General features: G+C 46.3%; 12 protein-coding genes. All 12 read left to right on the forward strand.

Annotated elements, in window-relative coordinates:
* Positions 1-3: 3 nt before the first annotated feature.
* Positions 4-525 (forward strand): ribosome recycling factor, encoded by a 522-nt coding sequence (frr, locus tag CES81_RS06450; RefSeq protein WP_439951281.1) that lies wholly within the window; start codon positions 4-6, stop codon positions 523-525.
* Between the two features lie 27 nt (positions 526-552).
* Entirely contained in the window at positions 553-963 is a 411-nt protein-coding gene (locus CES81_RS06455; RefSeq protein ID WP_089087970.1) for a hypothetical protein, read from the forward strand.
* 105 nt (positions 964-1068) lie between these two features.
* On the forward strand, positions 1069-1845 hold the full coding sequence (gene uppS, locus CES81_RS06460; protein ID WP_089087969.1) for an undecaprenyl pyrophosphate synthase: 777 nt from the start codon (positions 1069-1071) through the stop codon (positions 1843-1845).
* Between the two features lie 23 nt (positions 1846-1868).
* Complete coding sequence (locus tag CES81_RS06465; RefSeq protein ID WP_089121132.1) at positions 1869-2657, forward strand: phosphatidate cytidylyltransferase; 789 nt, start codon at positions 1869-1871, stop codon at positions 2655-2657.
* A gap of 39 nt (positions 2658-2696) precedes the next feature.
* Positions 2697-3971, forward strand: a complete 1275-nt coding sequence (gene rseP / locus CES81_RS06470; protein ID WP_089121133.1) for an RIP metalloprotease RseP — start codon at positions 2697-2699, stop codon at positions 3969-3971.
* 37 nt (positions 3972-4008) lie between these two features.
* The gene (locus tag CES81_RS06475) at positions 4009-5751 is read left to right on the forward strand and encodes a proline--tRNA ligase (RefSeq protein ID WP_089087966.1); all 1743 of its coding nucleotides are present in this window, start codon (positions 4009-4011) and stop codon (positions 5749-5751) included.
* Between the two features lie 109 nt (positions 5752-5860).
* Entirely contained in the window at positions 5861-10189 is a 4329-nt protein-coding gene (locus tag CES81_RS06480; protein WP_089121134.1) for a PolC-type DNA polymerase III, read from the forward strand.
* Between the two features lie 150 nt (positions 10190-10339).
* Positions 10340-10813 (forward strand): ribosome maturation factor RimP, encoded by a 474-nt coding sequence (gene rimP / locus CES81_RS06485; protein WP_089087964.1) that lies wholly within the window; start codon positions 10340-10342, stop codon positions 10811-10813.
* Between the two features lie 22 nt (positions 10814-10835).
* Positions 10836-12053 (forward strand): transcription termination factor NusA, encoded by a 1218-nt coding sequence (nusA, locus tag CES81_RS06490; RefSeq protein WP_089121135.1) that lies wholly within the window; start codon positions 10836-10838, stop codon positions 12051-12053.
* A 13-nt stretch (positions 12054-12066) separates the two neighbouring features.
* Positions 12067-12369, forward strand: a complete 303-nt coding sequence (gene rnpM / locus CES81_RS06495) for an RNase P modulator RnpM (protein WP_089121136.1) — start codon at positions 12067-12069, stop codon at positions 12367-12369.
* Positions 12356-12670: a L7Ae/L30e/S12e/Gadd45 family ribosomal protein gene (locus CES81_RS06500; RefSeq protein WP_089087961.1), complete on the forward strand. Its 315-nt coding sequence runs from the start codon at positions 12356-12358 to the stop codon at positions 12668-12670. The genes rnpM and CES81_RS06500 overlap by 14 nt, the downstream gene beginning before the upstream one ends.
* Before the next feature lie 4 nt (positions 12671-12674).
* A complete protein-coding gene (infB, locus tag CES81_RS06505; protein WP_089121137.1) occupies positions 12675-15143 on the forward strand; it encodes a translation initiation factor IF-2 in 2469 nt (822 codons plus the stop codon).

Consider the following 15143-nt stretch of genomic DNA (forward strand, 5'->3'; position numbering starts at 1 on the left):
AAAATGAAAAAGGCGGAAGATGCGTTAAGCCGGGAGTTCGGTACGATTCGTGCCGGCCGTGCTAACGCTAGTCTATTAAGCCGGGTAACGGTTCAGTATTACGGTGTGGAAACACCGATCAATCAGGTCGCATCGATCTCCGTTCCGGAGCCACGGGTTATTTTGGTAACACCGTTCGATAAGTCTTCCTTGGAAGACGTTGAAAAGGGTATTTTGGAATCGGATCTTGGCATTACACCAGCAAACGACGGTTCAGCACTTCGTTTGGTGGTTCCTCAGTTAACTGAAGAACGTCGTAAAGAGCTTGCCAAGCAAGTTAAGGCGGTTTCCGAAGAAGGTAAAGTTGCCGTTAGAAACGTTCGGCGTGAAGCAATGGACGCCGTCAAAAAGGGCCACAAAAATGGTGATTTCACTGATGATGACCTTCACGACCTTGAAAAACAGGTTCAAAGCGTGACGGATGATGCTGTTAAACAAATTGATAAGCTGACCGACGACAAAGAACAGGAAATTATTTCTGGCTAGTCTTGGTTGTACGAAAGGAAGTTAAACATGGCAAGTGACGATGAAACAGTTGAAATCACACCTGGCACACCACAATTTGCCAAAATGGTTTTTAAACTGAATGATGCAGTGACCGACGAAAATCTAGCGGTTTTAAATTATAACGGCAATGAGTTAACTCAAATCGATGATGGTGTTTATGCTCAGCCAGCTTTTGTAAAAGATGACTTCAATTTATTCTTTGTAATTACTCAGTTGATTGAAGAAGATTGGATCATTGCTTTTTCAAAGGCGACCATCGAAAACGGGTCTGAAATCACAGATCTAAGCGAACCCATTCCAACTGGCGAGGGATTAAATAAGCTTGGCGAAGTGAGCCCGGATGATGCTAATAATTTACTGCAGTATTTTAATACGTTATCTGACGCTAACCGCGGTGAATGGCGCTTACTTCAGTAGCTTATTTAGATTATGTTAAATAATCGCTTTAAGCAGAGTTGGGATAGTCGACAACTCTGTTTTTTGGTATGATTAGGGTTTGAAAGCTAATTTGGAGGTGCCACATTGTTTTCTTGGCTCAACAATAACCATCAGTCAGAAATCCCTGACAAAATAGAACTAGATCCTAATAATATTCCAGCTCACGTTGCCATTATCATGGATGGTAATGGCCGTTGGGCGCAAAAGCGTCATTTGCCGAGAGTAGCCGGTCACAAGCAAGGTATGGAGACGGTTAAGACCATTACGAAAGCGGCGAGTGACCTGGGGATTAAAGTCCTCACCTTATATGCGTTTTCAACTGAAAACTGGAAACGGCCGGCGGATGAAGTGAACTATTTGATGAAGTTGCCGGTGGATTTTTTTGATAAATTTGTTCCGGAATTAATTCAAAATAATGTTCGGGTCAACGTGATGGGCTATACGGATCAACTGCCGCAAAAAACGCAAAAAGCCGTCAAAGATGCGGTTGAAGATACTAAAGACTGTGACGGCATGGTTCTAAACTTTGCTTTGAATTACGGCAGTCGCGCTGAAATTACGACCGCGGTGCAAGAAATTGCCCAGTCGGTTCAACGGGGTAACGTAAAGCCTGAAGAGATTTCACCAGAAATGATCAGCGCCCATCTCATGACGGCGTCGCTGGGACAGTATCAGGATCCGGACGTGGTGATCAGAACTTCAGGCGAAAAACGGATTTCCAACTTTTTGCTGTGGCAGATTGCTTATTCAGAATTTGTGTTCATGGCACCGCACTGGCCTGAATTTAATGCTGAGTTATTGGTTCAGGCGGTTTATGAATACCAACATCGTAAACGCCGTTTCGGCGGATTATCGAAATAGTTGAGGGGAAAAGGAGTTTATAAATGAGACAAAGGGTTATTACGGCGGTGATCGCCTTAATTATCTTCATTCCAATTATTATTGCTGGTGGCATCTGGGTTGACATTGCCGCTGCAGTTCTTGGATTAATTGCACTTTCCGAAATTTTAGTGATGCGTAAAAAGTTGATCGTCTCTTGGGAAGCATTGTTATCTGGAATCGCCGTGTTACTGATTATTCTGCCTGATTTTTGGCGGGCTATTTTACCAGCACACCTCGACATCAACTTTGTGGTGTACGGGGTCATTGTCTTGCTGTTAATGTATACGGTTTTCTCGAAGAACCGTTTCTCATTTGACGATGCAGCTGTTTTGACCACTGGTGCGATCTATATCGGCTTTGGCTTTCACTACTTCGTCATGGCACGTGCAGCCAGTGTTTGGATGATTTTCTTCGCCTTGTTTATTGTTTGGATCACGGATAGTGGTGCCTACATGATTGGCCGTAAATTAGGCCGGCATAAATTAGCACCGCACATTAGTCCTAACAAGACTTGGGAGGGATCGGTCGGCGGTACTGTGGCTGCCACGATCATCGTTGCGATTTACGTGCATTTTTATCCCCAAGGTGATTACAGCTGGTTAGTAACAGTCTTATTTACGGTTGTGCTGTCAGTAATCGGTCAAATTGGTGATTTAGTAGAATCGGCTTTAAAGCGTTACTACGGTGTTAAAGATTCTGGCCGTATCCTGCCTGGACACGGCGGTATTTTAGACCGTTTCGATAGCCTCTTGTTAGTATTACCTGCTTTGCATTTGCTGGGCTTCATGTAGCATCAGTAAATCTAGTCTATTACGAAAGGATCGACGTCTGTGATTACGACCATTATTACCTTCATTATCGTGTTTGGCCTGATTGTGTTTATTCACGAGTTTGGTCACTTCTTCTTCGCCAAGCGGGCGGGGATCCTCGTGCGTGAATTTTCAATCGGCATGGGTCCTAAACTGTTCAATTACCGCACTACTGATACCACCTACACGATTCGGCTGCTGCCGGTTGGCGGGTACGTTCGGATGGCCGGTGCTGAAGATGATGAAGATGAATTAAAACCGGGGACACCCGTAAGCCTGTATGTGGGTGATAATGATCAGGTGACCCGGATTAATACCAGCAAAAAATCCACGCTGTTTAACGGGATTCCCATGGCGGTGACAGCTACCGATCTAGAGGATGAGCTTTGGATCGAAGGTTACGAAAACGGCGATGAAAGTGCAGTTAAACGGTATAACGTGGCACAAGATGCCACGATCATCGAAAGTGATGGTACCGAAGTTCGCATTGCGCCACGAGACGTTCAGTTTCAGTCTGCTAGTTTAGGTCATCGTTTGATGACTAACTTTGCGGGACCGATGAATAACTTTTTCTTAGCCATCATTGTCTACACGATTTTAACGTTTGTAGCCGGTGGTGTGACTAATAATAGTAACCGAGTCAGTCCCACGACCTCGGACGTAACGGTTGCCCGTTCAGCAGGGATCAAGAACGGCGATTATATTACGGCTGTAAACGGTAAAAAAGTTAGGGATTGGAACCAAATTGCGCTTCAAATTCAGAATCGTGCACACAAACAAACCACTTTTAAAGTGAAGCGCGGTGATCAGACTAAGACCATCCAGATGGTTCCTGAGGCCACTAAGATCAACAACAAGACGATCGGCGCTATCGGTATTACTCAGTATCGGAACCACGATATTTCCGCCATGCTGGTTTCGGGTTTCACACAAACTTGGCAGATGACGGTGCGCTTAATGCAGGCAATCTGGTCAATGGTTTCCGGACACTTTAGTCTGAATGATTTGGGCGGTCCCGTGGCAATCTTTGCGACGACATCCACCGCAGCCTCTGAGGGGATCCTGGGTGTGCTAAGCTTCTTGGCATTTCTATCACTTAACTTGGGAATTGTGAATTTATTGCCAATTCCGGCACTTGATGGTGGTAAAATATTACTTAACGTGATTGAGGGTATTCGGCGAAAACCGCTCTCAGAAAACGTCGAGACGGTTATCACTCTCGCTGGAGTGGCCTTCTTAGTGGTGTTAATGCTGTTAGTAACGTGGAATGATATTGAGCGTTACTTCATTAAATAAATCAAATAAAATCGGTTAAAAAGGAGTTCAATTGAGTATGAAACAGTCAAAATTGCTGATTCCAACACTGAAAGAGGTGCCGAGTGATGCAGAAGCACTGAGCCATCAGATGATGCTTAGAGCCGGCTACATTCGCCAAGTGACTGCAGGAATGTATGCTTATTTACCACTCGCATTCCAAGTTCTGACCAACATTGAAAAAATTATTCGGGAGGAAATGGACAAGATTGATGCGGTTGAAATGGTGGTTCCAACTGTTTTGCCAGCACAGCTCTGGAAAGATTCAGGTCGTTACGATACATACGGCCCGACCTTGTTCAAGTTTAAGAACCGTCACAATACGGACTTTATTCTCGGGCCAACTCATGAAGAAACGTTCACGACATTGATTCGTGACAGCATTAAATCGTATAAACGATTACCGCTGACCCTCTATCAAATTCAGGCTAAGTACCGTGACGAAGAGCGTCCTCGTTATGGTTTGCTGCGTGGACGGGAATTTATCATGAAAGACGCTTATTCGTTTTCGACTAACTACGATGACCTGGATCAGGTTTACCATCAAATGGAAGGTGCCTACAAGCGGATCTTTGATCGGATCGGTTTGAAGTACCGGACAATTATTGGTGACGCCGGTGCCATGGGCGGCAAGGACTCTAAGGAATTCTCTGCGATTGCACCAATTGGTGAAGATACCATTGTCTACGTTGACGAATCTGATTATGCTGCAAACCTTGAAATGGCAACGAACCTGTATACACCTAAAAAGTCACACGCTGCGCAAAAAGATCTGGAAAAGGTGGCCACTGGTGAGGCTAAGACCATTGATGACGTGGCTGCCAAGTTAGACTTAGACGCTGATAATTTGATTAAGAGCATGCTTTACATTGCTGACGAAAAGCCAGTATTGGCCTTACTCCGCGGTGATGATGAGTTGAACGAAACCAAGTTAAAGAACTTCTTGCACGCGGACTTCTTGGCACCAGCAACCAATGACGATGCTGAAAAATACCTGGGGGCATCATTTGGCGCCTTAGGTCCAGTGGGCGTTGGCGAAGACGTGACGATTGTGGCTGACCGTTACGTCCAGGATATGGTCAATGCGGTAGTGGGCGCTGATGAAGATGGCTATCACTACATGAATGCCAACGTTGAACGTGATTTCCGAGTTGATGAGTTCACCGATATCCGTACCGTTAAAGAGGGCGATATTTCACCTGATGGTGCTGGTAAACTGAAGTTTACCCGTGGCATTGAAATTGGTCACATCTTTAAACTGGGGACGCGTTATTCCGAAGCCCTTGACGCTAAAGTTTTGGACGAAAATGGGCGTTCGGTACCCGTCATTATGGGCTCGTACGGCATTGGTGTTAGCCGGCTGTTATCCGCTATCAGCGAGCAGCAGTCGGACGAACACGGCTTAGTTTGGCCACGAGCAATTGCGCCATATGACTTGCACGTCATTCCAGTGAACGTGAAGAACGACACGCAGGTTGATTTAGCCAACAAGTTAACGGACAGCTTGACGGCTGCTGGTTACCGGGTTTTGATCGATGACCGTAAGGAACGGGCTGGTGTTAAATTTGCTGATTCCGACTTAATTGGGATTCCAATCCGGATTACCGTCGGGAAGAAAGCCAGTGACGGGATTGTTGAGATTAAAATCCGCAAGTCTGGTGAAACCGTTGAAGTCAAGGCTGATGAAGTTGACAATACAGTCGGTATTTTATTGAAGGAAACGGATCCAAAACCAGCAGATTCTGAATCTGCTAACGATTAATAATGATGTGTGGGACGGACTCGAGAAAACAAAACAATTTTTGTTTTGTCTCGAGTCCGTTTTACGTTAAAATAATGGCATTAAGCAAAAATAAAGGGGGCAGTTTGGTGTGGCCTTAGATCATCAGGCATTATTTGAAAAACTATTACAGCAACTGCAATTATCTGATTTGGCCGACCAGCCATTCTTTAAGGGGGCAGCCCTGGAAAAATTAACCGTACACGAAAAGTCTAAACGTTGGCACTTTAACTTTAAATTACCAACGGTATTACCGTATGAAACGTTTACCACGTTTCAGGGACAACTGGAAAAGGCTTTTCAGTCAATTGTTAAAGTTGACTTTGAAATTCATACGGATCAAAACGAGTTAGATAATCGTTTGATTGGTGATTATTGGAATTGGGTTGTTCAGCATAGCGGTGTGACGTCGCCGTTGATACAGGAACTTTGTCGCGATCAAGTGCCAAAACTTGAGGATAACCGGGTGATCTTTATGGCCGAAAACGAGGTTGTGAAGAACTTCTTGGTTGACCAAGCATTGGGTCCAATTGAAAACCGGTATGAATCGGTCGGTTTTCCGAAGTTTGCGATTCATACCATGATCGACGAGTCAGCTTCCCAGGCGAAGATACAGGAGTTCAAGCAAAAAAAGGCCCAGTCGGATGCCGAACTGGCGCAAAAAGCGGTGGCTGCTATCAAAGTGGCCAACGAGAAGCGTGAAAAACAGGGCGTAGCGGCTGCTAGCGGACCTACAGTAATCGGCCGGAAAATCAAGGCTGATGAAGAACCGGTTCAATTGTCTTCAATTGAAGATGAAGAAAAGTCAGTGATCGTTCAAGGTTATGTTTTTAACAAAGAGATTCGTGATCTGCGTTCTGGCCGGAAGCTGATGATCCTGGAAATTACGGATTACAGTTCCTCGATTGCGGTGAAAAAATTTTCCCGTGATGAAGGCGATGAAGCCCAGTTCGAAGGTTTAAACGAAGGTGACTGGATCAGGGTCCGCGGCAGCGTTCAAGAAGATAATTTCATGCGGGATTTGGTCTTAAACGCCTATGACATTAACCAAGTTACGGTGCCAAGCAGACAGGATAAAGCGCCTGACGGTGAAAAACGGGTGGAATTACACCTGCACACCAATATGAGTACCATGGATGCCACTAACTCAATCACCGACTACGTCAAGCAAGCTAAAAAGTGGGGTCATAAAGCCATTGCAATCACTGACCATGCCGGGGTTCAAGGCTTTCCAGAAGCCTTTCGGGCGGCCTCTAAAAACGAGATTAAGATGATCTACGGGGTTGAAGCTAACCTCGTTGATGACGGTGTGCCGATTGGTTATAACAATGAACACCGACCGCTTAAAGATGCAACGTACGTGGTTTTTGATACAGAAACTACGGGTTTATCTGCCATTTACGACCGGGTCATTGAATTATCCGCCGTTAAGATGCAGGGTAAAGAAGTGATTGATCAGTTTGAAGAGTTTATTGATCCGGGATTTCATTTGTCGGATCAAACGACTAATTTGACCAGTATTACCGATGATATGGTCCACGGCTCAAAGTCCGAAAAAGAAGTGTTTGAACTATTCAGGCAATTTTACGGCGACGCAATCATTGTCGGCCATAACGTGACCTTCGATATCGGGTTCATGAATGCCGGCTACCAGCGTCACGACTTACCGGACATTACCAACCCCATCATTGACACGTTAACGCTAGCGCGATTCCTGTACCCGAATCTAAAGGGTTACCGGTTGAACACGTTGGCCAAGAAGTTCCACGTTTCACTGGAACACCATCACCGGGCCATTTATGATGCTGAGTCAACTGGACATTTGAACTACCTCTTTTTAAAGGACGCTGAAGACCGTTACAACATCCAGTATCACGATCAGTTAAATGATCATATGAGCGAAAACGATGCGTATAAACACGCTCGGCCATCCCACGCGATCATTTTGGCTCAGACGCAGGCTGGTTTGAAGAACTTATTTAAATTAGTTTCCAAGTCTAACGTGGATTACTTCTATCGGGTGCCGCGGATGCCGCGGAGTCAAATTGAGAAGTTGCGGGACGGTCTGCTGATCGGTTCTGCCTGTGATTCCGGTGAAGTTTTCACCGCGATGATGCAGAAGGGGTACGCTGAAGCCCGCAGCAAAGCGAAGTTTTACGATTACCTCGAAGTTCAGCCGTTAGCCGCCTACAAGCCGCTGATCGATTCTGGTTTGATTCAAAACCGGAAAAACTTAGAGGAAATTTTAACCAACATGGTCAAGCTGGGTGAAGAATTAGATAAGCCTGTTGCGGTAACTGGTGATGCCCATTATTTGAATCCGGAAGACGCCATTTACCGGAAGATTTTGATCAACTCGCAAGGCGGGGCCAACCCGTTAAACCGTCAAGAACTGCCAGACGTGCATTTCCGAACCACTGACGAATTATTAGATGACTACAGCTTCTTAGGCGAGGATAAGGCCAAAGAAATTGTGGTGACGAACACCAACGCGATTGCCGATAAAATTGACGATGTTCACCCGTTAAAGGACAAACTGTATACGCCGCGGATGGAGGGCGCCGAAGACGAGATCCGTGAGCGGACCATGAATACCGCCCACGAATGGTACGGCGATCCGCTGCCAGAACTGGTTCAGCACCGGCTTGACCGTGAACTGAAAAGTATCATTGGTAACGGGTTCTCAGTGATTTATTTAATTGCCCAACGACTGGTGGCGAAGAGTAATAAAGACGGGTACTTGGTTGGTTCCCGGGGTTCCGTTGGTTCCAGTCTGGTGGCGACCATGACCGGAATCACCGAGGTGAACCCGTTACCGCCACATTATCGCTGCCCTAACTGTCAGTATTCTCACTTCTATACCAAGGGTGAATACAGTTCCGGGTTTGACTTACCCGAAAAGAACTGTCCAAAGTGCGGGACTTTGATGATCGGTGACGGCCATAACATTCCCTTTGAAACCTTCTTAGGGTTTACTGGAAACAAGGTCCCCGATATTGATTTGAACTTCTCCGGGGACTATCAACCGATTGCTCATAACTACACCAAGGTGTTGTTCGGTGAAAAAAACGTGTACCGGGCCGGAACGATCGGTACCGTGGCGGACAAAACCGCTTACGGCTACGTGAAGGCTTACGAACGCGATAAAGAATTGCATTTACGAAACGCTGAGATCGACCGGTTAGCCAAGGGTGCCACTGGTGTGAAACGAACTACCGGACAACATCCGGCCGGGATCATCGTTGTGCCCGATTACATGGACATCTATGATTTCACGCCGATCCAGTATCCCGCTGACGATCAAAACGCCGCGTGGCAAACGACCCACTTTGATTTCCATTCGATCCATGACAATATTTTGAAGATCGATATTCTGGGGCATGATGATCCCACCATGATCCGGACGCTGCAAGATTTGAGCGGGGTCGATCCAAAGACGATTCCAATGGATGATCCGGGCGTGATGGCGCTGTTTTCCGGCACCGATTCCTTACACGTGACCCCGGAACAGATCCAGTCCAAGACCGGAACGCTGGGTGTCCCTGAATTTGGGACCCGGTTCGTTCGGGGGATGCTGGAAGAAACTCACCCGAAGAACTATTCACAGCTGCTGCAAATTTCTGGGCTGTCTCACGGGACCGACGTGTGGTTGGGCAACGCCGAAGAACTGATCAAAAACGGGACTGCCACTATCGCCAACGTTATCGGTTGTCGGGATAACATCATGACCGACTTGATCAACTGGGGGATGGATTCTGAAACCTCATTTCAGATTATGGAATCCGTCCGTCACGGTCGCGGTATTCCAGACGAGTGGCAGGACAAGATGAAGGAAGCGGACGTACCGGACTGGTACATTCAGTCTTGCTTGAAGATCAAGTACATGTTCCCACGGGCCCACGCGGCCGCCTATATTTTGATGGCGCTGCGGGTGGCGTACTTCAAGGTGTACTTCCCACTGGTTTATTACGCAGCATACTTCTCCGTGCGGGCTGATGACTTTGACGTTGTCGCAATGTCTCGGGGAAAAGATTCCGTTAAAGCCAAAATGAAGGAAATCAACGACGAGGGAATGGACGCGTCAGCTAAGGAGAAAAACCTGCTGACGGTTCTGGAACTGGCGAACGAGATGCTGGAACGTGGTTTTAACTTTAAGATGATCGATATCAATAAGTCGGCTGCCAGTGAATGGCTGATTGATGGTGACTCGTTAATTGCACCGTTCAATGCTGCGCCCGGCTTGGGCTTAAACGTGGCTAAGCAGATTGTGGCCGCTCGTGAAGACAAACCGTTTCTCTCCAAGGAAGACTTGGCTAAACGCGGAAAAGTTTCCAAAACTCTGATTGAATTTATGACTGATAACGGGGTTCTGGATGGTTTGCCGGATGAGAATCAACTGAGTTTGTTTGACATGATGTAACCAGGATTCGTCAGAGTTGGCATAACGGCGCGCTTTCAAGTTTGCTATTGTGTCACCTTTGTGCTATCATACGAGTTGTAGATATTTCGGAAAGGAGTGAGCAGCGATGCTCGCTCTTTTTATTGGAAAAATGGTATTGGAGGTAAAAGATTGGATAACGTCGTAGACATTGTTTCGGCTCTGGCGAAACCGATTGTGGCTGCCCATCACTTTGAACTGGTGGACGTTGAGTTTGTTCGCGAGGGTAAAAGTTGGTATTTGCGGCTCTTCATCGACAAACCTGGTGGCATTACGATTGATGAATGTGCATTAGTGAGTGATGAGTTAAGTGAAAAGCTGGATAATATCGATCCTGATCCAATTCCCCAAGCGTATTTCTTGGAAGTATCCTCTCCAGGTGCGGAACGGCCGCTGAAAAAAGAAGCTGACTACAAACGGGCGGTCGATCACTATGTTCACATTTCGCTTTACCAAAAGATGAACGGTGAAAAAGCATTTGAAGGGACATTGACCTCTGTGAGTGACGACGAATTAGGCTTGAAAATCAACCTAAAGGGTCGGATGAAAGAACTGGTCATTCCAAGAAAAAACGTTGCCAAAGCAAGATTAGCAATTAAGTTTTAACAGCTAAAGGAGACTATACGTAATGAGTAAAGAACTAATAGGTGCTCTGGATCAACTAGAAACCGAAAAGGGTATCAAAAAGGAAATTGTGATTGATGCCATTGAAGCGGCATTGACCTCTGCTTACAAGCGGAACTACGGTCAGGCCCAAAACGTTGAGGTAAACTTTGACCAAAAAAAGGGTGATGTTCACGTTTTCGCGGTTAAAAAAATTGTCGATCAGGTTTACGACTCCCGGTTGGAAGTCAGCTTAGACGATGCCTTACAGGTCAGTCGAGGCTATGAAATTGGTGATGACATCAAGTTTGAAGTTACCCCTAAAAACTTTGGCCGAATCGCGGCACAAACCGCTAAACAGGTTATCATGCAACGGGTCCGTGAAGCTGAACGGTCATTGATCTTTGACCAGTACAGCCAGTACGAAAATGAAATTATTACTGGTGAGGTTGAGCGTCAAGATAACCGGTTCGTTTACGTTAACTTAGGTAACGTAGAAGCTGTTATGAGCCGTCAGGATCAAATGCCTAACGAAACTTACCATATGCACGACCGAATTAAGGTTTACGTGACTCGGGTTGAAAACGCTGCTAAGGGCCCGCAAGTGTTCGTTAGCCGGACTGATTCAGGGCTGCTGAAGCGGTTATTTGAAGAAGAAATTCCGGAAATCTACGATGGCACCGTTGAAATCATGTCGATTGCCAGAGAAGCGGGTGACCGTGCCAAGGTAGCTGTTCGTTCAAATAATCCCGATGTTGACCCGGTCGGCACCTCAGTAGGTCCCCGTGGTCAGCGAGTTCAAGCCATTGTATCCGAATTAGATGGCGAAAATATGGATATCGTTGAATGGACGGATGACGAAGCGAAGTTTATTGCTAACGCGTTGAACCCAGCTGAAGTGATCGACGTCATCTTTGATGAAAACAACGAACGGGCATGTACCGTTATCGTACCTGATTACCAGCTATCATTGGCAATTGGTAAACGTGGTCAAAACGCCCGTTTAGCTGCTAAGCTGACTGGTTATAAGATCGACATCAAGTCTGAAACTGAGGCTGAAACGCTCTTTAACAAGTCTGGTAGCGATGCTGCTGATTCGCAGGACGAAGAACAGCCAAGTGATCAAGAGACAACGGATGACGAAACTGATCAGCCAGCAACGACTGACACGACTGATTCCACAGCGGACTCAGAACCTGAAGATACCCCAGAAGCTTCTGAGGATGACGGTACTGAAGACTAGGAGGTAAGCGTACATGAAGAAACGTAAGGTACCAATGAGAAAAGACATTGTGACCGGTGAAATGGCGCCTAAAAAGGACTTAGTCCGGATCGTTCGTGACAAGGATAACAACGTGTCTGTTGATCCAACGGGAAAGAAATCAGGCCGCGGTGCTTACATTTCTTTGGACGTTGAGATTGCAAAACGGGCTCAAAAAGAACGAACTTTTGATAAGGTCTTTGAAACCAAAGTTGACTCACAATTTTACGATGATTTGGTGGCATACGTGGACCATCAGCAGGCTCGTCGGGAATTATTTGAAAATGGAAAAGCCTAATCCTTTTCTACAGCTTTTAGGACTAGTTCGCCGGGCTAATCAGTTAGTGACAGGCGAAGGATTTGTTTTAAAAGCTATTCGGAATCAGAGCATCTCAGTGGTGATCCTAGCTAGTGATGCCGGTCCTAGCAGCATGAAAAAGTTAAGTGATAAGGCCACGTTTTACCACGTTGACTTAATTACCGCATTTACAAAGGAACAACTTAGCCAGGCAACGGGCATGAACCGTTCAGCTTACGGTGTAAAAGATCCTGGATTTGCTAGAAAGTTAATTGAACTAGTTAATACCAAAGGAGAGTGAAGATATGGGCAAAAAGCGAATTTACGAATTAGCTAAAGAACTCAACGTCTCAAGTAAAGCCGTTCTTGATAAGGCTCAAGAAAAGGGCTTTGACGTCAAAAATCATATGTCATCATTAGGAAGTAACGAGGAACGTCAATTGCGAGAAACTTTTTCAAATAAGGGTAGTAAAACGACTACCGGTAATAAGAACCAGTCGGGTCAGGCTAAGCCAGCGCATTCCACACAGTCTGCCAAGCCGGCCCAAAACCATGACCATCGTCAAAATACTGGTAGCAGCCAAACGGCACATAACCGGTCGCAGTCTAACAGCAGCAACCATTCAAATGGGCAGAACCATGCCAATGCTAGCCATAGTCAGTCCAGCAACCGAAACCAATCGACTAACCACAGCCAGTCTACTAATCGCGGGCAGTCTAATAACCGCTCGCAATCAAGTAATAACAACCGGTCACAGTCAAGCAACAATAACCGCAGTCAAAACAGCAATCATTCACAAAATAACGGCAACAGCAACAATGCCAACCGTGGCGGATCAGGTCGTTTTGGCGGCAGTTTAAACAGCGGTAATGGCCGTAACAGCCGGAATAATCGCAATAACCGGAACAATAACCGCCGTCGCAACAATTTTGCTAAGAAGTACAGCAAGAAGAACCAACGAATCAAGGAAACCAATCACCAAAAGGGTGCCCCTGAACGTAAGAATAAGGCTCTGCCAGACACGTTGGTCTACCAAGTTGGGATGAACGCCCAAGATCTTGGTAAGATTCTGCACCGTGAACCAGCTGAAATTGTTAAGAAGCTGTTTATGCTGGGTGTCATGGCTAACCAAAACCAGTCGCTGGATAAGGATACCATTGAAATCTTAGCGGCTGATTACGGGATTGACGCTAAGGAGAAGGTCGAAGTTGATGTTGCCGATATTGATAAGACTTTTGAAGAAGAGTCTAAGAATACCGATCACCTTGAATCCCGGCCGCCGGTTGTTACCATCATGGGTCACGTTGACCATGGTAAGACAACACTGCTTGACCATTTGCGTCATTCTCACATCACTGCTGGTGAAGCCGGCGGGATCACTCAAGCCATTGGTGCTTACCAAGTCAAGCATAAGGGTAAGACGATTACCTTCCTGGATACCCCAGGACACGCGGCCTTCACCGAAATGCGGGCTCGTGGTGCTGACATAACCGATATCACGATTTTGGTGGTTGCTGCTGACGATGGTGTGATGCCTCAAACCATTGAAGCCATTCACCATGCGCAGGCCGCTAAGACACCAATTATCGTGGCCGTTAACAAGATCGATAAGCCAGGCGCTAACCCGAACCACGTCATGGAACAGCTGACTGAATACGGTCTGATTCCTGAAGACTGGGGCGGCGACACGATCTTTGTCCAAATTTCAGCTAAGTTCGGTAAGAACATTGACGAACTCTTGGATATGATCCTGTTACAATCCGAAGTGATGGAATTAAAGGCTAACCCACAGCAACACGCTGCGGGCTCAGTGATCGAAGCTAAGCTGGATCAAGGTAAGGGTTCCGTTGCAACCTTACTGATTCAACAAGGGACCATGCATACTGGTGATCCAATCGTGGTTGGGAATACCTTTGGTAAAGTTCGGACCATGGAAAACGAAAATGGCAAGGAAATTAAAAAAGCCCTGCCTTCCACGCCAGTTGAAATTACCGGGTTAAGTGACGTACCGGAAGCCGGTGATCGCTTCGTTGTCTTCGACGACGAAAAGACCGCTCGTGCCGCCGGTGAAGAACGTGCCAAGAACGCTTTGATGGAAGAACGTCGCAGTAAGAACACAGTGACCCTTGATAACCTCTTTGATACGATGAAAGAAGGGGAAATGAAGGAAGTTGATGTCATTATTAAGGCTGACGTCCAAGGTTCCGTTGAAGCACTGGCTAACAGCTTGAAGAAGATCGAAGTTGAAGGTGTGCGGGTCAACATTATCCATACCGCCGTTGGTGCCATTAACGAAAGTGATGTTACCTTGGCTGAAGCAAGTAACGCGATCATCATCGGGTTTAACGTACGGCCAACACCGCAAGCCAAATCACAAGCTGACCAAGACAACGTGGACATTCGTTTGCACCGGGTGATCTATAACGCTATCGATGAAATCGAACACGCCATGAAGGGTAAGCTGGAACCAACGTATAAAGAAGAAGTCATCGGTGAAGTTGAAGTTCGGGACATCTTCAAAGCTTCTAAAGTTGGCACGATTGCCGGCGGAATGGTGACTGATGGTCATATTTCAAGGGACAGCAAGGTTCGTTTGATCCGTGATTCAGTGGTCGTTTACGAAGGCGAATTAGGCAGTCTGAAGCGCTTTAAGGATGACGTTAATGACGTTAAGCAGGGTCATGAATTAGGCTTGACCATTGAAAACTACAACGACATTAAAGTCGGCGATGTGATTGAAGCTTATGTAATGAAGGAAATCCCAATAGAATAG

Source organism: Secundilactobacillus pentosiphilus (genome assembly GCF_002217985.1).
GTDB lineage: Bacteria > Bacillota > Bacilli > Lactobacillales > Lactobacillaceae > Secundilactobacillus > Secundilactobacillus pentosiphilus.